The sequence below is a fragment of the Aquabacterium sp. A7-Y genome (genome assembly GCF_026153205.1).
In the GTDB taxonomy this organism is placed as follows: domain Bacteria; phylum Pseudomonadota; class Gammaproteobacteria; order Burkholderiales; family Burkholderiaceae_C; genus Caldimonas.
Genome location: NZ_JAPFBW010000035.1, coordinates 36,102 through 62,629 on the forward strand (window position 1 = coordinate 36,102; position 26,528 = coordinate 62,629).

Consider the following 26,528-nt stretch of genomic DNA (forward strand, 5'->3'; position numbering starts at 1 on the left):
TGCCTCGGGTTAGCGGACCGTCAGCTGATTGACCACGGCGCGGATGCCAGGAGCAGACCAAGCGGCGCCGAAGGCAGCCTGACGTTCGCGCAAGGAGTTCACCTGGCCGCGCAAGGTGGCGACATTGTCCGTGACCCGGATCTCCATGTCCTGGGCCTCCCGCACCGCCTGCCGGGTGAGCGCCTCGCGGATCCGTCGTTCCAGGTCCTCGGGCGTGGCCTTCGGCTCCAAGGAGATTTCATTGTTGATGCCCAGGACGCCGGTCAGATTGCGCAGGGCCTTCTCGGCATTGACCCGTTGGTAGTCCCATTGGACCTCGCCCTCGAGGGTGATCCAGCCTTTGTCGACTGTGACCCGGATCTTGTCGGGTGGCAGGCCAGCGTTCCACTGGATCGCCATCTCGGCAGCGCGAGCGACGTCCGTATCGCTGCGACGGTGATCCGGTGAGAGCTTGACCTCCAGCTCAAGGGCCACAGCCTTTATCCCAGTGAGGCGACGCAGCGCCTTCTCTACGGCCCACTTCTCGGCATACGTTTCAAGGCGGCCGCTCAGTGTGACGACGCCGTCCTTCACGGCGACGCCTATCCCTTCCGATCGAATCGCGGGATCCCAGGCGAGTTCGGCTTCCACATCGCGCTTCATTTCGGTATCTGTCTTCATGACGGTCTTCCTTTCGAGAGGAGAAGGGCAACGCTTTACCAATCTAGGCAGACGCGAGGGGGTGTCTTGCGCCATATCAGTCAGGAGGCATCAGCGTGAACCCGTGACAGGAGCAAAGTTCTGTCGGTAGAACAAGGTGTCAGTGCGACATCAGCACGGGCACCGCCATGCGAGCCAGGACGGTACGGGTGGTTCCACCGAAGACGAATTCGGCCATCCGGGAATGTCCATAGCCTCCCATCACGAGAAGGTCGGCTTTCCGATCGCCGACTGCCGCGAGCAGGGCCTGCCCGGGGTCGACATCCCGTATCAGCACCTCGGTGTGAGCGGTGATGCCATGACGGCGCAGCGAGGCGTCCGCCCACTGCAGTTGCTGACGGGCTTCGCGCCCAGGATCATCGCCGACATCGATGAACAGCAGATGGACTTCCGTCGCCTGTTTCAGGAAGGGCAGGGCGTCCGAGAGCGCACGCGCGGTCTCTCGGCCGGGACTCCAGCCGACGATCACCCGTTGGCCCAATGTCTCGAATTCCCCCTTGTGGGGTATGAGCAGTACCGGTCGTCCGGTTTCCAGCACCACCTGCACCGGAAAGTCCTTGGCAGCGAGTTGCCGCCGCACTTCGGGATCGGTCGCTCCGACGACTACCAGATCGCAGCAGCGTCCTCGCATGACCACGGCCGGCAGTGGCTCGTTCTCGACAATGGACGCCTCGAAGGACGATAGGCCGGCGCCTTGCACCTCCAGCGCGAAACGATCGGTCAGTCGCGTTGCGTTCTGACCCAGTTCGACCTGCTGCTGTTGCAGGATGTCCGACCCGACTTCCGCGGGCAAGTTGACGAGACCGGTGGGTGCGATACCCACCAGGTGGCTGCCGTGCAGCAACGCCAGTTGCGCCGCGAGTTGGACGCGGAGCGAGCACCTCGGCGTATCGTCGAGATGCACGAGGACGGTCTGGTAGCTCATGTCGACGCTCCTGTTTGGACTGAGAGGCCGCCTCTTGGATGTGGACTCCAACGGTGGTGGTCCAGGGTCATGCGGCAGTAGGACACCAGCGTCGTCGACAACCGATGCTGGGGTTTTGCGCTTCATCAAGTCAGGCTGATCGCCGGAGCATATCGGGCGCGGACGGAGGGCGGCGTCGGTTCCGTCGCGTGGCAGGCCGGATCGAGAGTCACAGCAGCATGTCACCGAAGCAAAACGGCGGTTCACCGTACATCGCCAAGCCCGTGATGACGATGCGACCGACCCCAGTCGGGTGGCGAGTGCACCGCCACGAGGCGCGGCGCGGGCTTGACCCATATCAACCGCGGCCAGTCGCAGACGACCCAAGATCCGGGCAGTCCCCACCCCCGGAAATGCGCATGAAGCGGCAAGTCCAACAGGTTTCTGACCGTCACTCGCTGGCGTCACCCACGCTGTGGCGCAGGCTGCGGACGGCAGCCCGTCGCCGGATCGGGCTCGCGCTGCTCGCTACAGCCGTCGGGCTGGCTGCATGCGGAGGCGGGCTGCCGCGGGCCCCGCAGGCAAGCTCCACCGAGCATCCGTCCTTCGCTCCTGACGGCTTTGCGACCGCGGTCAGCCGGAGCTTGCCGGTTGCCGTGGGGGTCTACGGTGTCGGCCAGAGGGAAGTCGACGACAACGACTTGCTGTCGAAGTCGAGCGGCCCCACTGTCACGCCGGTCAGGCTTTCAGGAGCTCGGAAGCCGAGGCCGGCTCCGACCTCTCCCGACTTGGAAGCTGAGCAGGCGACGATCGGTGCCGGCTTCATCATTGATCCCGAGGGTTTGATCGTGACGGCCGGACACGTGGTAAGCGAGTCCGAGGTCATCCTCGTACAACTCTACGATCAGCAGGTCCTTCGCGCTGAGCTGGTCGGCCTCGATCCGGACACGGACATCGCCCTGCTGCGCGTCGCTTTGCCTCGTCCATTGACGCCGCTGTTCGGGCAATCGGTGGCACTGCGCCTGGGAGACTGGGTTTTGGCACTCGGCCACCCCTATGGATTGGACCGTTCGGTGACGTCGGGCATCGTCAGCGGGATGAACCGGCACTTTGTCCAGGATCGCGAGGTCCTCTTCATCCAGACCGATCTGGCCCTCAATCCGGGCAATTCCGGCGGGGCCCTGCTGGACGCCTCCGGTGCGATCGTCGGGATGAACCTGCGCCTGGTGGTAGGAGGTCTCGGCTCGCCAGGCCTCGGGCTCGCCATTCCGATCGAGATCGTCAGGCAGATCGCCGAGGAACTGCGCAGTACCGGCCGCATCGTCCGCCCGCCGGTCGGTGCGCGCTTCGAGGACGTGGCGGCCCCGGTGGCGCACCGGGCGGGCCGAGCCTACGCAAGCGGCGCCCTCGTGACGGAGGTGAGTCGCGGCGGTCTCGCCGAAGCCTTGCGTCTACAGGTGGGCGACATCGTGGTGGGCATGAACGGGGAGCCGATCGGCGAGAGTGCCGATCTGGTGCGCATGCTGCTCGACCTGCGCACGGCTCAAGGCACCTCGATGACGGTCTACCGCGGCGGCCGCTACAAGCGCCTGTGGGTCGACTGATCGACCCCGGCCAGCAAGGTCTTAGGCCGTCGCGATGCGGATGCGATTTGTCGTAGATCAATAGTCAATCGTCCCAGCTGTCTATATTGAGTCGATTGCCGAGACGGCGCGTCAGAACTTGAGAGGCCGTATGGATCTTCCCCTTGATATCACCTTCGACGGTGTCGAGCCGCGACCAGCCTTGTTGACCGTTGCGCAAGAAAAGGCCAACAAGCTGGTGCGCCGTCACGAAGAACTCGTGCACTGTCGTGTTGTCCTGCAGCAGCTGCCCGCGTGCCCGGGCGGCAGCAAGCCGTTCGGCGTCTGCATCGATGCCACGCTGCCCGGGTACCATGTGACCGTCAACGACGTCAGGAACGATGACCCCTACCTGGCGCTCCGCGACGCGTTTGTCGATATGGGCCGGGAACTGCACGGGCTGTCGGTGTTGCGCCCCACCTCCTCATGTCCCGGCTGGGGAGCTTGAACAGCAAGGGGGCCAATCGCTGACGAGGCGGCCCCCATGAAGAGCCCCTCGCGACGGGTGTGGATTGCGGCGCCGGTGTTCCTATTCCGCACGAGGAGCCGCCGGGCGTCTGGGCAGGGAGGGGATGCTCGGCATCGGACGCAGCAAGAGGCGCCCGGCAATGCCCCCGCGATCATCTTCACCGACGAGCTCGACGCCCTCTGGAAGGTGCGCGGCGTCTTCCCGGTGTCCGGCGGCCTTTTTGCCTTCCGCGGAAAGTCGGGACGGCGCCGCGGCGCAGGCGGCTCACCCGGTCAGTCCGCTCACGGCGCGGCGGATCGACGAGGCGGTCCGCACCCTCCTGGATGACTGCATGGCACGCGCTACGTCCGTGTTACAGGCACGCCGCGGGATGCTGGTCCGGTGCGTGAAGGCCCTCATGCAGGAGGAAACGCTCGACGAGTCCCGGCTGCTCGCACTGACCGGGACAGCGGTGCCACCGCTGCAGCAGCAGGCGCTGCGTGGTTCGCGCGAGCAACGCTGATGAGCACTCAATGAGCCCGTTGCCATGCGGGGATCAGCGCCTCGTAGGGCAGGGTGAGCGGTACGCCATCGACGCTGAGGGAAGCCGGCAATGCCGCCTTGGCCTCGCGCTCACGGGACTTGCGCAGCGACTGCGCCAAGCTGGTCATGTCCGAGGCCCAGGCTTCGATCAGGTCGTCGATCGACACGATGCCGACCAGTTCTCGGTGGGGCCCGGTGACGAGCAGGCGCCGCACGCCTTCGCTCTCCATGGCCGCAATGGCGTCGGACAGGGTTGCTTCCGAAGGAACGGCCACCAGGCGACCGCTGACCAGCTTCGAAATCGGCCGACTGGCGCTGTCATGCCCTTGGGCGAGCACTTCAATGGTCAGGTCGCGATCGGTGACCACTCCGATGACCGTCGTCCCGCTGCTGTCCGCCGCAGTGACGACCAAGGCGCCCACGTGCTCGTCGCGCATTCGCCTTGCGGCATCCTGCAGGTTCATGTCCCGATCGATGGTGACCACGTCACGTTGACAAATGGAGCTGACATCCATGCGATTCTCCTCAAGTAGATCGTGATGCAGGTGTACTCGGTAGCCGGCTCTACCGCAGCCGAACGACCGATCGCGTGGAAAGGTTTCAGGGCGGCCGCGAAGCCACCGAGGCCGTCGCTCTCGGCACAGCAGATGGAGGCGCGGACGGCGTGGCCTCCACCTTCGGTCGGGGCGGCTGGGGCGACCCGGGCAGCTTCGGCTTGATGCATGAGAAGCCAACGAGCACCGCGAGTAACGACGCCGCCACGGCCGGCACGATGTGTTTCATGACGACTTTCCTTCAAGGTGAATCAGCAGTGCAAGGTGCGGTGCACGGCTTCAACAACTCTAGGTCGCGACCCTCCTCCCGGTTTGACGAAGCGCAATGCCTTGGGGCCGTCTGCCCGGCCCACCCCGAGCAGTGCATCTGGCTGCGGCGCAGTTGACAAGGCGCAAAGACCCGGCCGCAGCGCTTACTACATTGAGTTCATCGCAGTCCTCCACGCTTCCCAACCCACCGTCAAGGAGCCACATCATGGGTGCATTAACACGCCTGGAACGATTCGACGAGCTGTTTCCCGACTTCTTCCGCCGCTTCGCTCGACCTCTCGCGCTTGCGGACGAAGTGCCGGGGGACATCAAGCTGGACCTCATCGAGAACGACAAGGACTACCTGGTACGCGCCGACGTGCCGGGCGCAAAGAAGGAAGACATCCGGGTGAGCGTAGACCGGAACTTCGTCTCCATCGCCGCCGATGTCAAACGCGAGCGGGAAGAACGCCAAGGCGGCCGCGTGCTGGTGAAGGAGACCTATGTCGGCAGTGCCTCACGTGGCTTCTCTCTCGCCCATGAGATCGACGAGAAAGAGGTGCGCGCCACGCTGGAAGACGGGGTCCTGAGGCTGACGCTGCCAAAGCGTGACGGTGCCGGCGGGCACAGCATCGCGATCGAGTAGCGTCGCGCCGTGTCGGCCGTCGGCAAGCCGCACTGCCCATGATGGCATTCAGAAACTGGGGCCGCTTTCGACGCCCATCGGCAACGAACGGGGTTGAAGCGAGCCCGAAATTCATGTCACCCGAAAGGACCAAAGCTCATGAAATCGGACGCGGAACTGAAGCAAGATGTAGAAGCCGAACTGGCGTGGGATCCGGCCATCAAGTCAACCGCGATCGGCGTGGCGGTCAAGGATGGTGTTGTCACCCTCAGCGGCCAACTGGACTCCTACACGGAGCGATCGAGCATCGAGAAGGCGCTGCGCCGCCTAGAGGGCGTACAGGCGATCGCTCTTGAGCTGGACGTCCGGTTGGAACCGGAGGCAATGCGCAGCGACACGGAGCTCGCGCATGCTGCCGAAATGGCGCTCCAGTGGAACACGGTCCTGCCAGCAGACGCGGTGAGAGTGGTGGTGCACCAGGGTTGGATCACCTTGCAGGGTGAGGTCGGCTGGGACTTCCAGCGCCATAGCGCCGAGCGAACAGTCAGGGCGCTGCGGGGCGTCGTCGGCATCAGCAACGAGATCAGCCTCAAGCATCGCCCAACACCACCGGATCTGCAGCATCGGATCCAGGATGCCTTGACCCGTCAGGCCGAGCGCCAGGCAAAGCACATCACGATCGACATGGACGGCAACGCGGTCACGCTCCGGGGAACGGTGCACTCTTGGCACGAGCGCGAGGCGGCGCGGGCAGCGGCTTGGGCGGCCCCGGGCGTGCGCACGGTGATCAACCGTCTCGTCATCGGCTAAGCGTCGCTGCATGGGAGAGCGTTCGCGAAAGCCGGTAGAAGGCGAGGGTACCGTCCAAGGACGGCACCACCTTGAGCGCAAAGCACCCGGGTCAAGAGAGATCGCCTCACACCGCCCAGGCCGGGGCCTCCGAATGATTTCCGTCGCCAGTGTGCCCTTTGGGACCGGGATATGACGCGAGCCGGTCTCTTTGGCCTTGCCGCGCCGGCGGTGCAGCCGGCAATCCCACGACCCTCGGATCCTGGACGGCGGCAAGCCCAAAGAATAAATTGGGTCGGATCATTGTTCGGGGTCAAGGCGAGCGGCGTCTGGCCGTCTTCGGGCGGCGCCTGTTGCTTGCCGTGCTGGCCGTCTGCGCGCTGATTGTCCTGACCAGCCTGCTGCGCGGCGAGCCCTGGATGCTGATGGGGCTGACGGCGATCAGCCTGGCCGTCGCCGCCGTTCCCGAGGCGCTGCCGGCGGGTCGGTCACCACCATCTGCTCGGACAAGACCGACACGCTGACGCAGAACCGGATACGTCGATGTGGCCCTGGGCCGCCACGCCCTACCGGGCACGCCAGGCACAGCTGTCGCCCAGCCGCGACCCGAGCAGCTCCGCGCCGCTGGGCGAGTCGAAGTACTGCAGGTGCACTTCGCGGGCGCGCCGCAGCAGAGGCAGCGCGTCGCTCAGCGCGCGGGCGGACTCGCGGCTGCCGTTCCAGGCCACCAGCACCTTCTGCCCCAGGCCCGCGAAGCTGCCGGAGTACGGCAGCACGAGCACCGGCCGCCCGCTGAACCGCTTCGTGTTCACCGGGCTCGGCACGAATGCGCGGTTCCTTCGCTCGGCCGACCCTTGCGGCATGAGGTAGATCAAGCGGGCGGCCCCCCCGGTGCACGACCATGGCGGCTGATTCAAGCAACCGACCGGGGCCCCCATGACGACCGACGCCAGTCCCTCCCGTTCCTTCCACCACCCGCTGGACGCAGTCCTGAAAGGCTGGATCGGGCGCGCGACGCACGGCACCTCCCCGGCGGCAATCACGGCCGCTCTCGAGGACTGGCTGATCCACCTCGGCTTTTCACCGGGCAAGCAGGCGACGCTGATCGAGAGCGCCCTGCGCAAGCAGCTGTTATGGCTGTTGTGCGTGCGAGACTCGATGCTCGATCCGACGGCGCAGTCCTGCGCGGAGATCCAGCGCGACAAGCGCTTCGCCCCGCCTCAGTGGGACCGGCATCCGTTCGACTGGCAGGCCCAGGCCTTCCTGCTGATCCAGCAGTGGTGGCACGAAGCGACCACCGGCGTGCGCGGTGTCTCCATGCACCACGAGCAGGTGACCGAGTTCGTGGTACGGCAATGGCTGGATATGTGGTCGCCGTCCAACTTCGTCGCGACCAACCCGCAGGTCCTCGAAGAGACGTGGAACACGGGTGGGCGCAACCTCGTGCAGGGCCTGTCCAACTGGTGGCGCGACGCGGTCGCCGTGTGCACGGACGGCGCGCCGGCCGGCGTCGAGCAGTTCAAACCGGGACGCTCGGTGGCCATCACGCCGGGCAAGGTGGTGTTCCGCAACCGACTCATCGAGCTGATCCGTTATGACCCGGCGACACCGTCGGTGCACCCTGAGCCGGTGCTGCTGGCGCCGGCATGGATCATGAAGTTCTACATCCTCGACCTGTCGCCCCAGAACTCGCTGGTCCGGTATCTGGTCGGGCAGGGCCACACGGTGTTCATGATTTCTTGGAAGAACCCGGACGCGTCGGACCGAGACCTCTGCCTCAACGACTACCTCGAGCTGGGCGTCCTGACTGCCTTGCGCGAGGTGTCGGCCCGCTGCCCGGATGTCGGCGTGCACGGGGTCGGCTACTGCCTGGGCGGCACGCTGCTGGCCATGGCGGCGGCGGCGCTGGCGCGATCGTCGGCAACGCCCTTGAAGACGCTCACGCTGCTGGCGGCGCAGATCGACTTCGAGGAGCCTGGGGAACTCGGCCTGTTCATCGACGAGAGCCAGGTGGCCTTCCTGGAGGACCTGATGGCCGAGCGTGGCTGCCTCGACGGGCGCCAGATGGCCGGCGCCTTCGCATTGATCAACTCCAAGGACCTGGTCTGGTCGAAGCTCGTGCACGAGTACTTGATGGGCAACCGGACGCCGCTGACCGACCTGCGCGCCTGGAATGCCGACGCGACCCGCATGCCTCAGCGCATGCACAGCGAGTACCTGCGGCGGCTCTATCTCCACAACGAACTCGCCGAGGGATGCTACGAGGTGCAGGGGCGGCCGGTGGCAGTGCAGGACATTCGCCTGCCTCTGTTCGTGGTGGCGACCGAGCGCGACCACGTATCGCCTTGGCGCTCGGTGTACAAGGTGCACCTCCTGACCGACGGGGACCTGCAGTTCGTGCTGAGCAGCGGCGGTCATAACGTCGGGATCGTGAACCCACCGGAAGGCGAAGCGGCGCATCCGCACGCCAGCCACCGGGTGGCGATTCGCGAGGCCGATGCCCCGTACCGCGACCCGCAGGCCTGGTACGACAGCGCGGAGCTGCGGCCCGGGTCCTGGTGGCCGACCTGGCAGCGGTGGCTGGCCGAGCACTCCGGCCCGCAGGTGCCGGTGGAGCGTCTCGAACGAGAGGCGACTGGAGAACGGCTGCTCGGTGACGCGCCGGGCAGTTACGTACACCAGATCTAGTGGTGTCGCAGCGGTCAACCGGACAGTCAGTCCACGCTGGCGGCTCTCAAGCGCAGCGCGTTGCCGATCACGCTGACCGAAGACAGCGCCATCGCGGCGGCCGCGACCACCGGCGACAGCAGCAGCCCGGAAAACGGGTACAGCACGCCTGCCGCGAGTGGAATGCCCGCGACGTTGTAGGCGAAGGACAGGAACAGGTTCTCCCGGATGTTGCGCATGGTGGCGCGCGACAGCCTTCGGGCCCGGACGATGCCCGTCAGGTCGCCCTTCAACAGGGTCACGCCGGAACTCTCCATGGCCACGTCCGTGCCGGTGCCCATCGCGATACCGACACACGCGTGACCTGGGAGCCAGGGGCCTTTGCCACCTGCATCGGTTCGCCGGTCACCATCGACTCGTCGACGGTTCCCTTGCCTTCCACCAACTCGCCGTCTACGGGCACCTTTTCTACCGGGCGTACCCGGAGCAGATCGCCGACCACGATGGCGTCGATCTGCTCCGTTTCGTCGCCGCCGTCGGCCCGCACCTATACCGCCGTCTTGGGCGCCAAGTTGAGCAGCGCCCGGATGGCCCCTGAGGTTTTTCGCGGGCGCGAAACTCCAGCATCTGGCCGAGCAGCACGAGCACCGTGATCACCGCTGCGGCTTTTGAGTAGATCGCCGCGGCACCCTCCATGCCGCGGAATTCGGCCGGGAGCAGGCCTGGAATGCTCCTTGGCCAGCCCTGCGACTCGCCGCCGCCGTGTCGTGGCCGTCCATGACGAACTCCTTACCGGGTGGGCGCATTCGGCGCCTCTCGGTCCATCATCATCTTCATGGTCATGTCCTTCATGTCCATGCATCGCTTCATCTTGTCCTCGGTGCCGACGATGCGGGGCGAGCCCATGCCGTCCTGGCCCATTTCGCACATCATCGACATGCCGGCTTGCATGGCTTTCATGTGCTCAGCCATCAGGGCTTGACGTTCCTCGGGCGTCTTGGCGGCTCTCATCTTCTGATGCATCTCCTGCATCATCTTCATCTGCTGGTCGGCCGCGGCGGGCGACACGGCCAGCGCCGGCGCGGCAGTCCTGCTGGGGTGGTGCGCCGCGTGCGCCTCGCCGGTGGACCGGTGCTCGGACGAGGCGCAGCCGACCAGCGCCACGCAGGCGACGGTGAGAAGAAGAACGGTTTTCATACACATCTCCAAGGGAAGAGCCTCAAGCATCCCGCTGCCCGGTCGATGTCGGTTTGATGTGTGTCAACCGCGGCGCCGCACTCGCTGGCCGCCATAGCGGCAGCCGGCTGCGCCTGCTCCCTTCGTCCGTGATGAACCGAAGGGCGCCGCGCTCGACCCGTTTCCGCAGGGTTGCCCCTCAGTGTCGAGACCGACATCCTGATCGGCCACGGCGACACGGTGATCCGGCAAGGCAGCTTCCTCGCCCGGCGACTGCAGGGCAGGGGGGCTCTGCCCGTGACCGGGGGAGCACTGGAGCTGGACGGCCGAGGCTCGGTCATCGGCCATCTGGAGGGTTTCAGCGCCGCGCACGGGCTCGACCAGCAGCGCAGTCGCGCAGCAGGCAAGCGCCCGCGAGCGACCTCACCGGTCGCACAGATGCGCTCGTGCCTCCTCCGCCGTCTCGTAGATGTGCGGCGCCACACCGCGTGCAGCCAGCGCCGGGCCCAGCTTGGCGCGCAGGAAGACGCCGGTGCTGTAGCGGGTGACGTTGAGGTAGTAGCGGTCCACCAATTCCCGCGACATCTCTGCCCAAGCGTCCTCGAGCTGCGGATCGATGTAGAAGTGGTCGTAGTTGATCACGCCGAACACCTTGTGTCCCAGTGGCTCGAGGCGGGCCTCCAGCTCGCGGCGGACGGCCTCTACATCCTGTGGGGTGTGGATGGCCAGGCGTTCGAAGTTGACGAACAAGGTCTGTTGCTGAGCGTCGTAGCTCAAGCGGTCCGGCAGGGGCAGGAACAGCAGCCGGGCCCGCAGGCCCATCGACCGTTCGAGGAACAGCGCCGGGTCCATTGGCGTGGGATCGCGCTCGATCACCGGCTTGAAGCGCATCTGAGCGAGGATGTCCCGCTCGATATCGAGGCCCGGTGCCACTTCGATCAACTCGAGCCCCCGCTCGTGCAGGCGGAAGACGCAGCGCTCGGTGATGTAGAGCACCGGCTGGCCTCGCCGCAGCGCCTCTTTCCCTGAAAAAGTTCGATGCTCGACCTGCCCCAGAAACTTCGCATCACCCGTGTGGCCCTGTAGCTGAAGGCGGCCGTCGGCGACGCGCAGACCGACGTCGTCCACCGTGAAGGTGCCGACGAACACGACCTTCTTGGCGTTCTGGCTGATGTTGATGAAGCCGCCGGCGCCGGCCAGGTGCTCGCCGAACCGGCTGACGTTGAGATTGCCCTCGGCATCGGCCTGCGCGAGGCCGAGGACAGCGATGTCCAGGCCGCCGCCGTCGTAGAAGTCGAACTGGTAGGGCTGATCGATGACGGCCTGCGTGTTGACAGCGGCGCCGAAGTTGAGGCCGCCGGCCGGGATGCCGCCGATCACGCCGGGTTCCGCGGTGAGGGTGAGCAGGTCGATCACCCGTTCTTCTGCCGCGACGGCGGCCACGCCCTCTGGCATGCCGATCCCCAGATTCACGACGCTGTTGGGCCGCAGCTCCAGCGCGGCTCGGCGTGCGATGACCTTGCGTGGGCTCATTGGCATGGGGGCGATGTTCCTGGCCGGCTCCCGGATTTCGCCGGCGTAGGCGGGGTTGTAGGCCTGCGCGAAGGTCTGCGGATGGTACTCGGGCTTCTCGGCCACGACCACGCAGTCGACCAGCACGCCGGGGATCTTGACCTGGCGCGGATGGAGCGAGCCGGCTTCGGCCAGCCGCTCCACCTGCACGATCACGATGCCGCCGCTGTTGTGCGTGGCCATCGCGATCGCCAGCGATTCGAGCGTGAGCGCTTCGCGCTCCATCGTGATGTTGCCTTCGAGCGCGGCCGTCGTGCCGCGCAGGAAGGCCACGTCGATGGGGAAGGCCTTGTAGAACAGGAACTCCTCGCCATCCATCTCGAGGCGGCGCACCAGGGCGTCGGGCGTGCGCGCGTTGATGCGGCCGCCACCGTGTCGCGGGTCGACGAAAGTATCCAGCCCGACCCGCGAGAGGTGGCCGGGCTTGCCCGCGGCGATGTCCCGGAACAGGTGCGAGATCACCCCTTGCGGCAGGTTCCAGGCCTCGATGCAGCCGGCCACTGCCAGTTTCTGCAGTCCGGGCACCAGCCCCCAGTGACCACCGATCACGCGCGCCAGCAGGCCTTCGTGGGCCAGGTGGTTGAGGCCACGCTCCTTGCCATCGCCTTGACCAGCCGCGTAAACAAGCGTCAGGTCGCGCGGCGTTGCCGTGGTCAGGAAGCGCTGCTCCAGTGCCACCGCGAGGTTCTCGGCAAAGCCGATGCCGACAAAACCGCTGGTGGCGATGGTGTCGCCGTCCGCAATCAATTGCACGGCCTCGGCGGCACTGACGACCTTGCCTTGCACGCCGCCCTTGAACGCCGCAATGCGCTCATGGGCCCTGCTGTGGTGATGATCGAACATGGACACCTCCTGGCGGTTCAGCTTCGCGACCGCTTGCTATGCGGGTGTGACCTGCTGAGCGAGCCGGGTCATTGTTGACCTGTCGCCGATATGCAGGCTTGAGATATCTCACTTCATCGGCGCGCGGTCATCGCCCCCAGTGTTGACGAAGCGCAACGCGCCTGTTCCCCTGCTTCCTACAATGGCCAAGCACGACCCTATCCTGAGGCGCCCGACCACGGCGCGATACTCTTGCCACACCGAGGACTGAAGCAGCTGACACCCAGATGAAGCGCGCGACGCACCGAACTTCGGCACGCCATATCGGACCGCATGCTTTGCTGGCCCACCCCGGCGAGTCGGCCGCCGAGGTTCGCGCCGAGGCCCGGCGGCAGGGCCGTAGCGATTGGGACCTGCTCTGCGTGGTGGACGAACGGCGCCGCTTGCTGGGCACGCTGACACCGTCGGCGCTGTTGGCACTGCCCGACGAGACCCGGCTCGCCGACGTGGCGCGCCGCGACCTGCCTTGCATCGCGCCTGGCACTGATCAGGAACACATGGCTTCGCTCGCCCTGCATCACCGGGTGGCCGCGATGCCGGTGGTTGACGAAACCGGCCGCCTCGTCGGCGTCGTCGGTCCGACCACGCTGATGGACATCCTGAGGAGCGAGCACGTAGAGGACATTCACCACCTGGCAGGCATTGGGCGCGAAGCCCAGCAGGCCCGCCGGGCGCTGGAGGCGCCCCCCATGCGGCGGCTGCGCCACCGCCTGCCCTGGCTGCTGGTCGGGCTGGCCGGCAGCATGCTGGCCACCTTCGTGGTCTCCCGCTTCGAAGCCGCGCTGGCCGCCAAGCCGACGATCGCCTTCTTCGTGCCGGCGCTGGTCTACCTGGCCGATGCAATCGGCACGCAAAGCGAGGCCATCGCCGTGCGCGGCTTGTCGCTGAGCCGCCTGAGCTTGCGCGGCCTGATCCTCGGCGAATGGCGCACCGGCCTGCTGATCGGCCTGGTGCTGGCGGCCATCACATTTCCGATGGTGTGGCTCGCGTTCGGCGAACTGCGCCTGGCGCTCGCCGTGGCGAGCTCACTGGCCAGCGCAAGCATCGTGGCGGCGGTCCTGGGTCTGATGTTGCCCTGGCTGCTGAGCCGGGTTGGCTCCGACCCGGCCTATGGCAGCGGACCGTTAGCGACCATCGTGCAGGACGTGCTCACCCTGTTGATCTATTTTGGCTCGTTGTCGATCGTCGTGTTCTAGGCATCGCGCAAGGAGCTCCTGGTTCGACCCTAAGGACTGGGCGCGCCTCAAAGCGGAGGTACGCGAAGTTCGAGCCGCGTGTGCAGCTCGTGGGCCAGAACGGTCCGCAGCACGCTGGAAACCTGCTGAACCGTGGCGAAGACGGTGTCGTTCACGTCCGAACCGCCTGTGCTAGGAAGCGCTCTCATTGCCACAGCGACGGCCTTGCAAACTTGCCGCCATTGGGTTGCGTCCAGCGTCTCGGGATGCGCGAGGCGATTCAGCGAGAACCCCTGCGGCATGGGGATGGAACCCAGGAAGTCCCTGAATCTGCGTTCCACGTCTTCGGGTCGCCGGATGCATTTCCACCCCTTCAAATCGGCGGCGGCTTGCAGCGTCTCTTGCAATGCGAAGTAGAACTCCCGTGCGTTCGTCGTCAGGAACATCCCGCCGTCGGCAGAGAAGTACCAATGAGTCAGCGCCTCGGCCAAGTGCTGCACCTTGGGCGGAGAAAGCACTTCATCGGAATAGATGGCGAGCGGCTTCAGCGTCGACCACAGCCGGCCGTATGCATCAAAGCGCTTGTTCAGCAGATCCCGCGCAACCTGTTGTTGCAGGTCTGTCCGCAGCTTCGCCAAGTCGGAACCGAGCTGGTAGAGAGCCAAGACCAGCACGACCAGCAAGACCCCCGCAATGCCAAACTGGGTGAGCACATAGTTGAAGCCGGTTGAGTCCACCCACTTCTCCCTCGTCTGGCGTTGTCACACCTTCGGTGCCCATGAGTAGCGGCAGCACCTGGCTATGGACCACCGCTGGCCCTTGGGATTCGCCGCAGAGCCTGCAGGCCGGCGGTATCCAGGGCGTCAGTAGCGAACCCAGGTTCGGGTTCGCTCCACCTGCCCAACCCCTGGCCGGCTGTAGTCGCACACGCCCTCCGGGAACACCACGGCCAAGCGGTCCCTCTGTGCCGGTGTGAACACGGCGGGCGCATAGTCGGCGAAATCGATCGGCTTGAGTTGGCACTTGAGGATATCGTCCGTCACCGGCCCACCTGCCACCATGCGTGGCGAGGGCGTCTTGGGGTAGAGCTGGTTGCACACGCCGGGGCCGAAGAGGGTCGCAGGTTCACGATGGCGCACCCGATCGACGGGGCTCCAGCAGCTGTCCAGCGCGTCGCCCGGCTTAACCCGGGCGACCTTGTCCGCTGTGGCCGGGGTACCGTCGCGGGTGAGGGCGTCGAGCCAGGCGGTCATCAGGTCCAGGCGCATGGTCACCACCTCGCGAGACAGCCTGGCCAGGGCCTGCTGCTCGGCGGGATGGAGCCCAAGCCAGGGAGCCAGGTCCGGATCCGGCACCACCCAAATCACCTGGTTGTCAAATCGTCTGTTCGCTCGCAACAGCTGCTGTCTCAGCTTGATGTCGTTGTACCCGGAGTGAATGTCGCCCAGCGGCTCGGCATAAGGCCTTAAATGAAAGATCGGTGTGGTTGCCAAACCGCCGCTGCCGGTGCCCACGCGTCCCAGCGCGTAGGACCGCGTAAGGGCGGCGGAGTCAGCGACAGTGCGCCCCGGCGCCGGCCGACCGTCCTGGTCGAAGCCGCCGATCTTCTCGTTCAGATCAAGAAACTGCTCGACCGTGAGGTCGCCCGCACGCAAGCCGGCAAGACCATACTGAACGCCAAGGTTGTCCAGGGCACGTCGAGCAAAGCCGGTGTCCGGGTCGCGTCCCAACGAAGCCGCGTTGACGTCGTAGATCGAGCAGCGTACCCCTTGCGGGTTGGTCACTGGGTGGTAGACCTGGCGGCGGTCGGTGAGCCCGCAGGGCGGGTCAACACCGCCATCGGTCGCGTCAATCGCTCCGGCGAGGTGGTCACTCCACTCCTCGCAGGTGCCCTTGAAGTGGCCTTCGAAGGCGCGGCGGGTCGCGTCGGTGGCGGGGTGCGCGGTGAAATACCGGAGCAGCAGCCGGCAGTCGGTCGCGGCCATGGCGGTGCTGAAGACGTCGGGGTAGCTCAGGTCAGGCATCACCCCGTCCAGGATGCCGGGGTAGTTCTGTGCGATCAACAGCTGCTGAATCGCCGCGCCCGAGCTGCCCATGCCCACCATCCAGCGCGGTACGCCGTAGGACTTGGCGATGTGCTCACGCAGCATCATCGCCGTCTCGGCCGCGAGTGGATCGTTGACGTTGACCTTGTTGATGTTGAGCGTGGACAAGACATAGGCGAAGCCGCGTCCCAGCGCGGTCACGCTCTGCGTCTCCTCCTCGCTGGTCCGAAAGACCTGGTCGAGCCGGTTGATGCCCTGGTTGTATTGAACCCCGGCCGAAGGATAGAAGCGCAGGACCACGCGCTGGTTCCAACCGGTCGCGCTCGGCAGGGCCTGCTGCGCCGGATCGTCCAGCACGCCGATGCGGTAGATCGACCGGTTGATCGTCCCCGATTCCACCCGGACGATGAAGGGCACGGTGCGCCCGTCGAGCGTGGTGGTGTGGGCGAGGTCCGCGGGGCGCGGTCCGGTCGGGTCCGGGAGGGACCGGCGCTCCCCGCTGCGCGTGAAATAGAACCAGTCGTAGCGCGTCTGCGCCGAGCAATGGCGGTCCAAGGGCGGCCCCAGGCCCGACTCCTCGGTTCTACATTCGAAGGGAGACAGGTGAGGGCCGGAGAAGATCGGTCCCGAGCGGGGATGGTTGCGGATGGCCAGCTGTGCGGCAGGAGATGCGTTCGATCCCGCGACTTGCAAGTGGTGCTCGCCGACGGACAGCCCGGAGATCAAGGCCTGGACACGCCGACCCATGCGTTGCACCACGCGGGCATTGGCGGGCTTGCCATCGACCGTGAACCGCAGGGACTCGGCCGGCACGCCGAACGGCAGCGTCACACCGACCAAGGTGCTGCCGCCGCTGACCATGTCGGGCCGGCCGGACAGAACCGCGGCCTCGATGGCCACCGCGCCAGGTTGCTGTTGCACCGGTGCCGCAACGGCACTGCTGCAGACGAATGACAAAAGCAGGACGGCCGCCAAGCTGATCCATGAGCAGCTCGCTGCCAGTGCTGAAGCCGAGCGTCGGGATCTCGTGACGTCGGAACCTTCCATCAGATCTCCCTGTCAGTCCCACACGGCATCATCGCAAAGGCCAAGCCGCAGCCTGCCGAGGTCATGTCGCCGTGGCGGAGGTGAACCGCGCCTGCCTTTCGCTTGCTGTGCGATGCGGCCTTCGACAACATCGTTCATACGCGACATGGCGTCAAGGAGCCACGGGAGGGTCAGGGACGCAGTGCAGCTGAACGCGGCGCTGGTGGTGCCGTTCAACCGAAACGAAGGACGGACGCGCAGCTCGAGCACATCACCTGGCAAGGGCGCCGGACGTCGCCTATGCTCGGAGAAACGGAAGGGGACGGAGTTGTCGGCCCTGTGAAGCGCCATGGCGGAACCCGCCTCCGTACTGCTCCTTCTACGGTCTGGCGCTGCTTTGAGCAGTGAGCCGCCACCGTGGCGGCTGGCAATCAGCCTCTTTTCGCCAAGCCAGGCCAGGCCAGTTGTGGCAACCTCCGCATCCGCCGTAGACGCTCGGGGGTTGACTACGAGCGCACACCCGGCGACAACGTCCTCGACGTGCCGAACACCACGCCGGTAGCAGGCACCGGAACCACGCCCCCCTCGACATCCGCGATCAGTTCTTCGGTGCAGTGGAGCTGCCGCAACACGCTGCAGATGATCAATCTGCACGGTGGCAACGGGGGGACGTGCAGCTTCACGTTCAACCTACCAAGCCCATACGCCGCACAGCAAGTGGCACCGACGCTGTTCGTCCCCGTCTACATCCCCGAACGGTCAGGGATGGTTCCGACCACCTGCCTTCAACTTTTGAAGGAGATCAGCATGGCGATTATCACTGGGACACTGCACGCTGATGTACTCCCCGGGACAGCGACCTACGACGAGATTTTCGGCCTCGACGGGGACGACCTGTTGAACGCGAACTGGTCGGACGGCGATGACATCATGATCGGCGGCCCGGGCAACGACGTGTACTGCGTCAACTCCGTTGAGAACCGGGTGGTGGAGGACCCGAACCAGGGCGTCGACAGGGTGGTCTCCCGCGTGCTCAGCTACACACTGGGAAATAACGTCGAGAACCTGTTGCTCGACACCGCGGGTCCAGCGATTAAAGGCTTTGGCAACGCCATGGACAATTTCATGATCGGCAATAACGCCAACAACACCTTGGCGGGAGGTGATGGCAATGACAGATTGGACGGAGGCGATGGCAACGACTGGTTGGGCGGCGAGGGCGGCAACGACGGCATCGGCGGAGGCAAAGGCGACGACACGCTGGTCGGAGGCAACGGTGACGACTCGATCTTCGGCGACTCGGGCAACGATGTCTTGAATGGCGACGACGGCGCGGACAGATTGGACGGTGCCGTGGGCAACGACACGGTGCAGGGGCCTGTCCGATTTTTTGTGTGTGAGGCTCTGAAGTCCAGCCGCTAAACGGCGGTCTTTATGAAGCGGTCGCCGTAGGCGATCGCAAACTGATTCATCGCTTCGCGCCATTCCTTGGCCGCACGGCCCCAGTCGGCCGTGATGTTGCGCAGCGCCAGCCAAAGCAGCTTGGTGGCCGCATCGTCACTGGGGAAGTGCCCGCGTGTCTTGATGATCTTACGCAACTGGGCGTGGATGCTCTCTATGGCGTTCGTTGTGTAAATCACCCGTCTCACCGCCGGCGCGAACGCAAAGAACGGAATCACCCGATCCCAACTGCGTCGCCAAGCGGCCACGACCGTGGGGAACTTCGTACCCCAAGGCCCCGCCTCAAAAGCATCCAGTTCGGCCGCTGCGGCCTCGGCGCTGGCGGCCGTGTAAATCGGCTTGAGTGCCGCGGCCAGCGCTTTGCGGTCCTTCCAGCTGGCGAAGTCCAGGCTGTTGCGGATCAAGTGCACGATGCAAGTCTGCAGCGTGGTGCCGGGAAACACCGCCGCCAAAGCCTCGGGCAGGCCCTTCAGGCCGTCGGTGACGGCAATCAGGATGTCGCCCACCCCACGCGTCTTCAGGTCGTTGAAGACCTTGAGCCAGAACTTGGCGCCCTCGGTGCCCTCGATCCACAGCCCCAGGATGTCGCGCGTGCCGTCCGGCAGCACGCCCAGCGCCAGGTACACGGCCTTGTTGCGCACCACCGCGTCTTCGCGGATTTTCACCCGCAGCGCGTCGAAGAACACCACCGGGTACATCGGCTCCAGCGGGCGACTCTGCCAGGCCGTCACCTCCGACATCACCGCGTCGGTCACCGAGCTGATGAACTCCGGCGACACCTCGGTGCCGTACTGCTCGGCCAGGAAAGCCTGGATCTCGCGCACCGTCATGCCGCGCGCGTACATCGCCACGATCTTGTCGTCGAAGCCGGTGAAGCGCCGTTCGTGCTTGGGAATGAGCACCGGCTCGAAGCTGCCTTCCCGGTCACGCGGCACCTCCACGCGCAGCGGTCCGTCTTCGGTCAGCACGGTCTTGCCGCTGGTGCCGTTGCGGTGGTTGCCCGCCTCTTCCGGTTTGCTCGCCCCGGGCGGGTAGCCCAGGTGGTGCGACAGCTCAGCGCCCAAGGCGCGCTCGATCAGGGCCTTCTTGAACGCCATCGATGCGGCTTGGACCGCCTCCGCACTCATCGGGCCCTTCACGAACTGGTCAATCAATTCCTTGGGAATAGACGGCAGCGCCGCCTGCCCGGCCGCAGCCGGCTTCCTTTTGCTTGGCATACATGCTCCTGTTCGACATGCTATGCCTCAAACACAAAAATCCTGACAGGCTCCCCGGTGCAGGGCGGCAATGGAGCGGATCGTTTCATGCTGTCGTACAGGGGTGCGGGCAATGCCGACACCTTCCGCGACTTCAATGTCATCGACGACACCTTCGTCTTGACCAATGCGCTGGACGGCGGTCTTCCCAACGAGCTCAGACCTGGCGTCCTTGGGCTCACTTTCCTTGGCGGACCGAGCAACGGCAACCCGCTGGCCGCCGGCTCCTTCTTCAAGGGAGCGGGCCTGACCGGGGTGGCCGCGGGAGCGACCAGCGGCATCTACGTCAACACCACCACGGGCGAGATCTGGTACAACCCCACGACCGCGGCGGGCGGCGACGCGCAACTGCTGGGCAACGTGCAGGCGGCGGTGGCGCCGGCACTGATGGTGAGCGACTTCGTCTACGGCAGCTGAGTCCGAGGCGCCCATTTGATAACTCTATTTGCTCACACCGAAAAGACTAGGGTCGATCCGCGCGCCTCGCGTCGCGTGGCGACCCGCCCCACTTCCGGCCCCACGCGCGACGCAGACTGAGGGTCGAACAGAAGCCGGCTACCTCTGCGGCTCGCGTGATGCTTGCGCCATGCTCGAGCCACTGTCGCGCCCGCTCGAGCCGGATTACCTGCAAATAGTGCAGCGGGGACACGCCCGCGTGGTTTAGGAACAGGCGCAACAGGTGTCGTTCGGTCACGTGTCCCACCTCGGCAAGGGCAGCCATGTTCCAGTCGCGTTGCGGCTCGGCGCTGATGGCATCCTGTACCCGGTGCACTGCGGCGTGCTGGTGTCGGCGATGGACTAGAAATGGCGACATCTCGGGGTCAGCAGGCGAGCGCCTGAGGTAAACCACCATGTCCTGCGAAACGGCAGCGGCCAACGCGTCTCCGCAATCGCCGGCAATCAGGTGCAAGGCTAGGTCGATGCCAGCGGTGATGCCGGCACTCGACGCGAGCAGCCCGTCGACCACGAAAACTCGATTGCCCACCACCTGCGCCCGCGGCGCCAGCGCACGAAGCGTGCCAAGCAGTTCATGGTGCGTGGTGCAGCGGCGCTCTGCAATCAAGCCGGCACGGGCGGCCAGCAAAGCGCCGGAGCAGATCGTGATCAGGCGGTCCGGTGTGTTCCCTGGATGTAGCGATGCATCAAAGGTCCGGTTGAGCCACTGCGCGATGGCGGCGATTGCCGGCGTCGGCTGACTCGCATACACCGCCGGTTGGCCGACGAGAATCACCCAAGTCGACGACGTTAGGCGTGGTGGCAACGTCTCGAGCCCAGCGAGCGCGAGCGGCACCGAGGTCGTCAAGCTCGGCATCGGCCCGCTGAAGCGCAGCTGGTACCGCGGCGGCAGCCCGCGTCTTGCGCGATGCAAGTTGGCGAGGCGGAACGCTTCCGCGGGCCCGGCTATGTCGAGCAGTATCGAGTCCGGCGCGATGACGAACAGGACGTCGATGCAGCCGGCAATTGCGCCGGCTGACGCCACGAGTCGGCAGCCGCGCGTGGCGCCGTGAGCCGATTCGCCACCGGCACCCCGCGGAAACTGTTGATGCGTCGCCATGCGGTCGTTTCCTGAAACGTACCCAGAGTACCTCCGGTGTGAGTCGCACGGAAGACCTAGAGGTAGGGGGAAACGCAACGGCCTGATGTCCGAAATCGCTTCAAACTTGTCGAAACGCGCCGCGACAGCGGAGTGCGACGCCTCTAACGTATCCGCATGCCCCGGCGCTTACTCTTGCCTTGAATGCCGACGGCAATCAGTGCTTGGATGGCGCCCTCGACCAGATCGGGGCCAACGGTGCCAAGGTGCAGCTGTGGGTCTGCCATGGGGGGGACAACCAACGGTGGCTGCTCAGCAACTGAAACGACGCAGGTCGCTCTCTCCCCGATACCGGGCGCAAGGTGTACCCACCAGGGCACGGTGAAGCAGAGTCCACAGGGGGCCACCTCTCTTCGAAGCCAGGCGCCGCGATCAAGCTGATGCGCGACAGCAAGGTCTTCGACGACGGCGTGACAGAAGGCGGTCGTCCGTATTTTGTGATGGAGTTGGTCGATGGTGAGCCCATCGACGTGTACGCCGAACGCCGCAAGCTGTCTATCGATCAACGGCTGCGGCTGTTCGGTACCGTCTGCCAAGTGGTGCACTATGCACATCGGATGGGAGTGGTTCACCGCGACCTCAAACCCAGCAACATTCTGGTGAGTACCGAAGGCACCGTGAAGCTGCTCGACTTCGGTATCGCGAAACGGATCGCAGGCGATCCGTAGCTGTACCGTCTCCTGACCGGCACGTCACGGTATTTCAGGGTGTCCCCTCATAGCGAGTACGAGCTCGGCAACGCCATTTGCGACGGCAAACCACGACCGCCGAGTCGAGCGGCGACAACGTCTGTTGACGATCGCGGGCGACTACAAGGAGACCTCGACGCCGTAGTGCTGATGGCGCTGCGCAAGGACCCGGTCAAGCGCTATCCGTCGGCCGAGCAGTTTTCGGATGACGTTTTCCGCCATCTGGAGCGGCTGCCGGTACGGGCTCGACAGGGAAGCTGGTGCAACAGGGTGGGGCGGTTAGGACTGCACCAAAGATCGAGCGCAGTACGGCTCGGCGCGCGACGACCAGAAGCCAAACATCACCTCGACTTCACCTGGCAGATGAAACAGGCCTTCGTGTCGCGGTGGATGCTGCACACATGCCACCCACGGCTCTCAGGGAATCGCACACTTTTACTTCGCTGAACGGTAGGTGAGCGAGTCAGGTTGCCAATCAAGTATCTTTGAGTTGACATAACGCACATTCTCGATTTGTCTTGCCAAACGGTGCTCATGGAATGGTGCACATCGAAGATTTCCAGTTTCCTGCTCAGATTGCCCCGGTGGTCAGCGCTTTTACGCCTCGGTTGGCACACTGGCGTCAGGAATCCGACGGCTACACGCCGCGCCAGCCATGGAGTCCCACCAGCGACCCACCGATGCGAATGTCGAGGCCGAAGCTCGACGGCTGCGGGCGCTCAGGTCCTACCAGGTCCTCGACACGCCGCCCGAGCCCGACTTCGACCGTCTGGCGCAACTCGCCGCCTATGTCTGCGAAACCCCGGCGGCCCTGGTGACCCTGGTGGACGAACGCCGTCAGTGGTTCAAGGCCGTTGTGGGGCTGGACGCCACGATGCGCGAGACCAGCCGGTCCATCGCTTTCTGTGCTGCCACCGTCGAGTATGGCCGCCCCCTGGTCGTCGAAGATGCCCGGCAGCACCCACGCTTCCACGACAACCCGCTCGTCCTCGGACCGCCCCACGTTCGCTTCTACACCGGCGTGCCTCTGGTATCGCCCTCGGGGGACGCGCTCGGCACGCTCTCGGTGATCGACCACGTGCCCCGGCGCCTCACAGCCACGCAGCAGACCGCCTTGGAAACCCTGGCCCAGCAGGTCATGGTGCAGTTGGAACTGCGACGTCAGACCCGGTTGAAGCTGCAGGCGGCACGCCATCAGCAGGAGCACAGCGAAGCGCTGCTGGCGATCGCCGGCCGGGTGGCGCATCTGGGTGGCTGGGAGATCGACCTGGCGACCGGCCACGTGACCTGCTCGGGCCAGGCCCTCGCCATCCACGGCAGGCCGCCCGGGTGCACGTCGCGCCTGGACGATGTCTGGCCCCTCTACCCGCCGCCGTCGCGGCGCCTGGTCCTCGACGCGTTCCAAGCCTGCAGTGAGCACGGCACGCCCTGCGATCTTGAGACCGAACTCAGCGCCGGCAGCGGCGACAACCGCTGGGTCCGCATCATGGCAGAGGCGGTTCGGAACGACGCGGGCGCCATCGTCGGCGTGCGCGGCGCGGTCCAGGACATCTCGGAGAAAAAGCAGGCCGAGCAGGCCTTGGAGCGACTCGCCAATCGCCTGTCCGCCACCCTGGAGAGCATCACCGACGCTTTCATGGCGATCGATCGACAGTGGCGCCTGGTGGTCGTCAACAGGCAGTGCGAGCGACTGCTGCAGCGGCCCCGCGAGGATTGCCTGGGGCGGGTCGTCTGGAACGTGTTTCCCGAAGTTCTCGGCACGCCGTTCGAGGACAACCCGCGGCGCGCCATGGAGGAGGGCCGCCCGGTGGTCTTCGAGGCCTACTACCCGCCTCTCAAGACCTGGTTCGAGTCCCGCGCCTTCCCCTGTGAGGACGGTCTGTCGGTCTATTTTCGCGACGTCGGCGAGCGGCACGCCAGGACGGAGCAGTTGCACCTGCTCCACAGCAGCATCGCCAATGTGAATGATGTGGTGATGATCACCGACGCGGCGCTCGAAAGCCCCGGTCCGCGCTTCCTGTACGTGAATCCGGCCTTCGAGCGGCTGTGCGGCTGGACTCTGCAGGAGGTGCGGGGCCGCAGCCCGCGCCTCCTGCAGGGGCCCGGCACGCTGCGCAGCGAGCTGGACCGCATCCACACCGCCCTGAGCGAGCGCCGTCATGTCAGGGCGGAACTGCTGAACTACACGAAATCCGGCCAGGAGTTCTGGGTCGAGTTGGAGATTTCGCCGCTCTTCGACAGCGAGGGCCGCTGCACCCACTTCGTCTCGGTGGGCCGTGACATCGGCAACCGCAAGCGCGCCGAGGCCGAACGGCGGGCCTTGGAGGACAGGCTGCGCCAGGCCCAGAAGATGGAGTCGATCGGTACCCTGGCCGGAGGCATCGCGCACGACTTCAACAACATCCTCGGCGCCATCCTCGGCAATCTGGAGCTGGCGCAAGGCAGCCTGGCCGCTGGTCATCCGGCCTTGCAGCACCTGTCGCTGATCCGCAGTTCCAGCGTGCGGGCACGCTCGCTGGTGCAGCACATCCTGGCCTTCGGACGCCGCCAGGCGCAGCAGCGGGTGCAGCAGGCGGTGGTCCCGGTGATCCAGGACACCCTGGAACTGCTGCGCCCCACCCTGCCCTCGAACGTCGAACTGGTCGCACAACTGACGCCGGCCCCCCTGTACGCGGTGCTCGACGCGAACCAGCTCCAGCAGGTGGTGCTGAACCTCTGCAACAACGCCGTGCAGGCGCTGCAGCCGGGCGGCGGGCGCATCGTCGTCGGGCTGGAGGGCACCACGCTGAAGCAGGAAGACCTGACGCGTCTGGGTGTCGTGGCGCCGGGCTGCCACGCCCACTTGTGGGTCGAGGACAACGACGGCGGCATGGACGAGGAAACCCGCAGCCGCGTCTTCGAGCCGTTTTTCACGACGCGAGCCACCGGCCAGGGCACCGGCCTGGGGCTGGCCGTGGCCTACGGCATCGTGGCCCAGCACGACGGTGCCATCGGCGTCGACAGCACGCCCGGGCAAGGCAGCGTGTTTCATGTCTGGTTGCCGGCGCTCAGCGACCCGGGCGAGGACCATGCGAGCACCGGTCCGGGGGCTCTCGACGCGCTGCACGGAGAGGGACAGCGTGTCGTCTACGTGGACGACGACGACATGATGCTGTTGACGGTGGAAGCGCTGTTGCAGCGGCTCGGCTACCAGGTGACCTGCCATGCCGACCCGCTGGAGGCGGCCGCTGTCCTGCTCAAGCGCCCCCAGGACTGCGACCTGCTAATCACCGACTACAACATGCCCCAGCTCTCGGGGCTGGAACTGGCGCGCCAGGTGCTGCAGGCCCGGCCCGGTCTGCCGGTGCTGATCATCACCGGCTACCTGACCGATGCGCTGAGTGCCGAGGCTGCCGCCGCCGGCGTGCGCGAGGTGCTGCACAAGCAGAACGCGGTCGAGCAGCTCGGCGGCCTGGTGGCGCGTGTGCTGTCCGCACCGGCCCAGGCGGCGCGCACCTCGGCCTGACCGAGGGCCCGCCCTGCGGACTCAGCGCCGTCCCGCCAAGCCGCTGCATCACCGGACGTGGCCCCGGCGGGCCGGCCTCGCAATCCCGTCAGGTCGGGCACTTGTCCACTGGCGAAAGGTCAGGGTGGCGTCTATATCGGGGTGATCGCGTTGCCGGCCGGGCGTTCAAGGTGTCATCAGCTGGCGTGGCGCGCCTCCCTGCTGCGACCCTTCATGGCCCTCCATCCACTTCCTCCAAGCGCCTCCCCGCCCTGCCGCCGGTCCCGCAGCCGCCTCACGCCGTGCATGCCGCAAGGCGCGGGTCGCCGGCTCGGCGGCGCCATGGCGCTGCTGCCGCTGATCCTCGTCAGCGACGCCGGCGCGGACGACACGCGGGGCATGAGGAGCATCGGGCGTCCCTCCCCCCTCCCCTGGCTGTCACCTGTCTGGCTGGTGGCCTGGGTGCTGCTTTGCGGAATGCTGCACGCCACAGACGCAGCGGCGGCACGCGGGCCGTCCGCACCCGTGCTCACGGTCGAAGCGGCATTGCGTGAACGCCTGGCGCAATTGCGCGAGCACCCGGCCACCCCGGTGCGCGAGGCGTGGATCGCGGCCCCGGCCTTGCTGTCCACCTTCTACGAGCGACGCGGGTTCGCGCCGGCGTGGGCCTGTCCGCGGCAACGCCAGGCGCTGGCCGACGCGATCGAGCGCAGCCGGGCCCATGGCCTGGACCCGGAGGACTACCACGCCGGGGTCCTGCGCGTGCTGCTGGCGCGGCCCGCTCCCTCGCCCCAGGAGGCCGCCGATCGCGACCTGCTGCTGAGCGATGCCATCGTGCGCCTGGTCTACCACCTGTACTACGGCAAGGCCGATCTCCAGGACATGCAGCGCGGCTGGCATTTCACCCGCCTGCTGCGCGAGCGCGACCCGGCCCGCGTGCTGGAGGCGCTCGTCATGACGCGCCCCCTGGGCCCCGCGGTGGAAGGCTACGCGCCCAGCCTGCCGGCCTATCGAGACACCATGGCCGCGCTGGAGCGACACCACGCCATCGCGGCGCGCGGCGGCTGG

The 26,528-nt window shown here is 66.1% G+C and carries 24 protein-coding genes and 2 pseudogenes; 14 read left to right on the top strand and 12 right to left on the bottom strand.

All coding sequences use genetic code 11. From position 1 onward, the window contains the following. Positions 1 to 9: 9 nt before the first annotated feature. Positions 10 to 660 (bottom strand): BON domain-containing protein, encoded by a 651-nt coding sequence (locus OOT46_RS25255; protein ID WP_265406393.1) that lies wholly within the window; start codon positions 658 to 660, stop codon positions 10 to 12. 139 nt (positions 661 to 799) lie between these two features. After that, a complete protein-coding gene (locus tag OOT46_RS25260; RefSeq protein WP_265406394.1) occupies positions 800 to 1,624 on the bottom strand; it encodes a universal stress protein in 825 nt (274 codons plus the stop codon). A 398-nt stretch (positions 1,625 to 2,022) separates the two neighbouring features. Between OOT46_RS25260 and OOT46_RS25265 the strand changes: the two genes are divergently transcribed. The 3 genes from OOT46_RS25265 (at position 2,023) to OOT46_RS25275 (ending at position 4,196) form a co-directional block, all read left to right on the top strand. After that, positions 2,023 to 3,207 (top strand): S1C family serine protease, encoded by a 1,185-nt coding sequence (locus OOT46_RS25265; RefSeq protein ID WP_265406395.1) that lies wholly within the window; start codon positions 2,023 to 2,025, stop codon positions 3,205 to 3,207. A 130-nt stretch (positions 3,208 to 3,337) separates the two neighbouring features. After that, positions 3,338 to 3,673, top strand: coding sequence for an HPF/RaiA family ribosome-associated protein (locus tag OOT46_RS25270; RefSeq protein ID WP_265406396.1), 336 nt, complete (start codon positions 3,338 to 3,340; stop codon positions 3,671 to 3,673). A 160-nt stretch (positions 3,674 to 3,833) separates the two neighbouring features. Further along, positions 3,834 to 4,196, top strand: a complete 363-nt coding sequence (locus OOT46_RS25275) for a hypothetical protein (protein ID WP_265406416.1) — start codon at positions 3,834 to 3,836, stop codon at positions 4,194 to 4,196. Between the two features lie 7 nt (positions 4,197 to 4,203). On the opposite strand, the gene OOT46_RS25280 is transcribed toward OOT46_RS25275, so the two are convergent. Then, complete coding sequence (locus tag OOT46_RS25280; RefSeq protein WP_265406397.1) at positions 4,204 to 4,731, bottom strand: CBS domain-containing protein; 528 nt, start codon at positions 4,729 to 4,731, stop codon at positions 4,204 to 4,206. A gap of 514 nt (positions 4,732 to 5,245) precedes the next feature. On the opposite strand from OOT46_RS25280, the gene OOT46_RS25285 reads away from it, so the two are divergent. The 3 genes from OOT46_RS25285 to OOT46_RS25295 all read left to right on the top strand — a co-directional run bounded on the left by OOT46_RS25285 (position 5,246) and on the right by OOT46_RS25295 (position 6,957). Next, on the top strand, positions 5,246 to 5,665 hold the full coding sequence (locus OOT46_RS25285) for an Hsp20/alpha crystallin family protein (RefSeq protein ID WP_265406398.1): 420 nt from the start codon (positions 5,246 to 5,248) through the stop codon (positions 5,663 to 5,665). A gap of 138 nt (positions 5,666 to 5,803) precedes the next feature. Then, positions 5,804 to 6,454: a BON domain-containing protein gene (locus OOT46_RS25290; RefSeq protein ID WP_265406399.1), complete on the top strand. Its 651-nt coding sequence runs from the start codon at positions 5,804 to 5,806 to the stop codon at positions 6,452 to 6,454. A gap of 332 nt (positions 6,455 to 6,786) precedes the next feature. Beyond that, positions 6,787 to 6,957, top strand: coding sequence for a hypothetical protein (locus OOT46_RS25295; RefSeq protein ID WP_265406400.1), 171 nt, complete (start codon positions 6,787 to 6,789; stop codon positions 6,955 to 6,957). Positions 6,958 to 6,999: 42 nt separating this feature from the next. On the opposite strand, the gene OOT46_RS30820 is transcribed toward OOT46_RS25295, so the two are convergent. Further along, the gene (locus OOT46_RS30820; RefSeq protein ID WP_322114293.1) at positions 7,000 to 7,245 is read right to left on the bottom strand and encodes a universal stress protein; all 246 of its coding nucleotides are present in this window, start codon (positions 7,243 to 7,245) and stop codon (positions 7,000 to 7,002) included. A gap of 124 nt (positions 7,246 to 7,369) precedes the next feature. Between OOT46_RS30820 and OOT46_RS25305 the strand changes: the two genes are divergently transcribed. After that, positions 7,370 to 9,121, top strand: a complete 1,752-nt coding sequence (locus OOT46_RS25305) for a PHA/PHB synthase family protein (protein WP_265406401.1) — start codon at positions 7,370 to 7,372, stop codon at positions 9,119 to 9,121. A 26-nt stretch (positions 9,122 to 9,147) separates the two neighbouring features. Here the strand turns inward: OOT46_RS25305 and OOT46_RS25310 are convergent. The 4 genes and pseudogenes from OOT46_RS25310 to OOT46_RS25325 all read right to left on the bottom strand — a co-directional run. Then, a pseudogene (locus tag OOT46_RS25310) lies at positions 9,148 to 9,537 on the bottom strand (hypothetical protein); the annotation flags it as partial. After that, positions 9,516 to 9,647 (bottom strand): annotated as a pseudogene (locus OOT46_RS31050) (hypothetical protein); the annotation flags it as partial. The pseudogenes OOT46_RS25310 and OOT46_RS31050, both read right to left, overlap by 22 nt. A 242-nt stretch (positions 9,648 to 9,889) precedes the next feature. Then, positions 9,890 to 10,297, bottom strand: a complete 408-nt coding sequence (locus OOT46_RS25320; RefSeq protein ID WP_265406402.1) for a hypothetical protein — start codon at positions 10,295 to 10,297, stop codon at positions 9,890 to 9,892. Positions 10,298 to 10,699: 402 nt separating this feature from the next. After that, positions 10,700 to 12,691, bottom strand: a complete 1,992-nt coding sequence (locus tag OOT46_RS25325) for an acyl CoA:acetate/3-ketoacid CoA transferase (RefSeq protein WP_265406403.1) — start codon at positions 12,689 to 12,691, stop codon at positions 10,700 to 10,702. 266 nt (positions 12,692 to 12,957) lie between these two features. On the opposite strand from OOT46_RS25325, the gene OOT46_RS25330 reads away from it, so the two are divergent. Then, positions 12,958 to 13,926, top strand: a complete 969-nt coding sequence (locus OOT46_RS25330) for a magnesium transporter (protein WP_265406404.1) — start codon at positions 12,958 to 12,960, stop codon at positions 13,924 to 13,926. A gap of 47 nt (positions 13,927 to 13,973) precedes the next feature. On the opposite strand, the gene OOT46_RS25335 is transcribed toward OOT46_RS25330, so the two are convergent. Together OOT46_RS25335 and OOT46_RS25340 are read right to left on the bottom strand one after the other, a co-directional pair. Beyond that, on the bottom strand, positions 13,974 to 14,642 hold the full coding sequence (locus tag OOT46_RS25335; RefSeq protein ID WP_265406405.1) for a hypothetical protein: 669 nt from the start codon (positions 14,640 to 14,642) through the stop codon (positions 13,974 to 13,976). Positions 14,643 to 14,768: 126 nt separating this feature from the next. Then, on the bottom strand, positions 14,769 to 16,997 hold the full coding sequence (locus OOT46_RS25340; RefSeq protein WP_265406406.1) for a DUF6351 family protein: 2,229 nt from the start codon (positions 16,995 to 16,997) through the stop codon (positions 14,769 to 14,771). A gap of 396 nt (positions 16,998 to 17,393) precedes the next feature. Between OOT46_RS25340 and OOT46_RS25345 the strand changes: the two genes are divergently transcribed. Next, positions 17,394 to 18,398, top strand: a complete 1,005-nt coding sequence (locus tag OOT46_RS25345; RefSeq protein WP_265406407.1) for a calcium-binding protein — start codon at positions 17,394 to 17,396, stop codon at positions 18,396 to 18,398. Here OOT46_RS25345 and OOT46_RS25350 read toward each other — a convergent pair. Continuing rightward, entirely contained in the window at positions 18,395 to 19,654 is a 1,260-nt protein-coding gene (locus OOT46_RS25350) for an IS256 family transposase (protein WP_265406408.1), read from the bottom strand. The two genes, OOT46_RS25345 and OOT46_RS25350, sit on opposite strands and share 4 nt — an antisense overlap. Positions 19,655 to 19,741: 87 nt before the next feature. On the opposite strand from OOT46_RS25350, the gene OOT46_RS25355 reads away from it, so the two are divergent. Further along, positions 19,742 to 20,110, top strand: coding sequence for a hypothetical protein (locus OOT46_RS25355; protein WP_265406409.1), 369 nt, complete (start codon positions 19,742 to 19,744; stop codon positions 20,108 to 20,110). Positions 20,111 to 20,156: 46 nt separating this feature from the next. On the opposite strand, the gene OOT46_RS25360 is transcribed toward OOT46_RS25355, so the two are convergent. Beyond that, on the bottom strand, positions 20,157 to 21,248 hold the full coding sequence (locus tag OOT46_RS25360) for a GlxA family transcriptional regulator (protein ID WP_265406410.1): 1,092 nt from the start codon (positions 21,246 to 21,248) through the stop codon (positions 20,157 to 20,159). A 419-nt stretch (positions 21,249 to 21,667) separates the two neighbouring features. Here OOT46_RS25360 and OOT46_RS25365 point away from each other — a divergent pair, with 419 nt between their 5' ends. From OOT46_RS25365 to OOT46_RS25380, 4 genes are all read left to right on the top strand, one after another. Beyond that, positions 21,668 to 21,955, top strand: coding sequence for a serine/threonine protein kinase (locus OOT46_RS25365; RefSeq protein WP_322114295.1), 288 nt, complete (start codon positions 21,668 to 21,670; stop codon positions 21,953 to 21,955). Positions 21,956 to 22,120: 165 nt separating this feature from the next. Continuing rightward, positions 22,121 to 22,423, top strand: a complete 303-nt coding sequence (locus tag OOT46_RS25370) for a hypothetical protein (RefSeq protein ID WP_265406411.1) — start codon at positions 22,121 to 22,123, stop codon at positions 22,421 to 22,423. Between the two features lie 208 nt (positions 22,424 to 22,631). Next, positions 22,632 to 25,481 (top strand): PAS domain-containing protein, encoded by a 2,850-nt coding sequence (locus OOT46_RS25375; RefSeq protein ID WP_265406412.1) that lies wholly within the window; start codon positions 22,632 to 22,634, stop codon positions 25,479 to 25,481. A gap of 285 nt (positions 25,482 to 25,766) precedes the next feature. Beyond that, positions 25,767 to 26,528: hypothetical protein (locus OOT46_RS25380; RefSeq protein ID WP_265406413.1), on the top strand; the 762-nt coding region annotated here is incomplete at its 3' end.

Excerpts from the sequence above, each read along its gene's own strand:
- OOT46_RS25260 (WP_265406394.1), bottom strand. The coding sequence starts at position 1,624 with ATGAGCTACCAGACCGTCCTCGTGCATCTCGACGATACGCCGAGGTGC.
- OOT46_RS25270 (WP_265406396.1), top strand. The coding sequence starts at position 3,338 with ATGGATCTTCCCCTTGATATCACCTTCGACGGTGTCGAGCCGCGACCA.
- OOT46_RS25360 (WP_265406410.1), bottom strand. The coding sequence starts at position 21,248 with ATGGCGACGCATCAACAGTTTCCGCGGGGTGCCGGTGGCGAATCGGCT.
- OOT46_RS25330 (WP_265406404.1), top strand. The coding sequence starts at position 12,958 with ATGAAGCGCGCGACGCACCGAACTTCGGCACGCCATATCGGACCGCAT.
- OOT46_RS25350 (WP_265406408.1), bottom strand. The coding sequence starts at position 19,654 with ATGCCAAGCAAAAGGAAGCCGGCTGCGGCCGGGCAGGCGGCGCTGCCG.
- OOT46_RS25375 (WP_265406412.1), top strand. The coding sequence starts at position 22,632 with ATGGAGTCCCACCAGCGACCCACCGATGCGAATGTCGAGGCCGAAGCT.
- OOT46_RS25255 (WP_265406393.1), bottom strand. The coding sequence starts at position 660 with ATGAAGACAGATACCGAAATGAAGCGCGATGTGGAAGCCGAACTCGCC.
- OOT46_RS25365 (WP_322114295.1), top strand. The coding sequence starts at position 21,668 with ATGCGCGACAGCAAGGTCTTCGACGACGGCGTGACAGAAGGCGGTCGT.
- OOT46_RS25305 (WP_265406401.1), top strand. The coding sequence starts at position 7,370 with ATGACGACCGACGCCAGTCCCTCCCGTTCCTTCCACCACCCGCTGGAC.
- OOT46_RS25290 (WP_265406399.1), top strand. The coding sequence starts at position 5,804 with ATGAAATCGGACGCGGAACTGAAGCAAGATGTAGAAGCCGAACTGGCG.
- OOT46_RS25285 (WP_265406398.1), top strand. The coding sequence starts at position 5,246 with ATGGGTGCATTAACACGCCTGGAACGATTCGACGAGCTGTTTCCCGAC.
- OOT46_RS25320 (WP_265406402.1), bottom strand. The coding sequence starts at position 10,297 with ATGAAAACCGTTCTTCTTCTCACCGTCGCCTGCGTGGCGCTGGTCGGC.
- OOT46_RS25340 (WP_265406406.1), bottom strand. The coding sequence starts at position 16,997 with ATGGAAGGTTCCGACGTCACGAGATCCCGACGCTCGGCTTCAGCACTG.
- OOT46_RS25325 (WP_265406403.1), bottom strand. The coding sequence starts at position 12,691 with ATGTTCGATCATCACCACAGCAGGGCCCATGAGCGCATTGCGGCGTTC.
- OOT46_RS25265 (WP_265406395.1), top strand. The coding sequence starts at position 2,023 with ATGAAGCGGCAAGTCCAACAGGTTTCTGACCGTCACTCGCTGGCGTCA.
- OOT46_RS25280 (WP_265406397.1), bottom strand. The coding sequence starts at position 4,731 with ATGGATGTCAGCTCCATTTGTCAACGTGACGTGGTCACCATCGATCGG.
- OOT46_RS25275 (WP_265406416.1), top strand. The coding sequence starts at position 3,834 with ATGCCCCCGCGATCATCTTCACCGACGAGCTCGACGCCCTCTGGAAGG.
- OOT46_RS25355 (WP_265406409.1), top strand. The coding sequence starts at position 19,742 with ATGCTGTCGTACAGGGGTGCGGGCAATGCCGACACCTTCCGCGACTTC.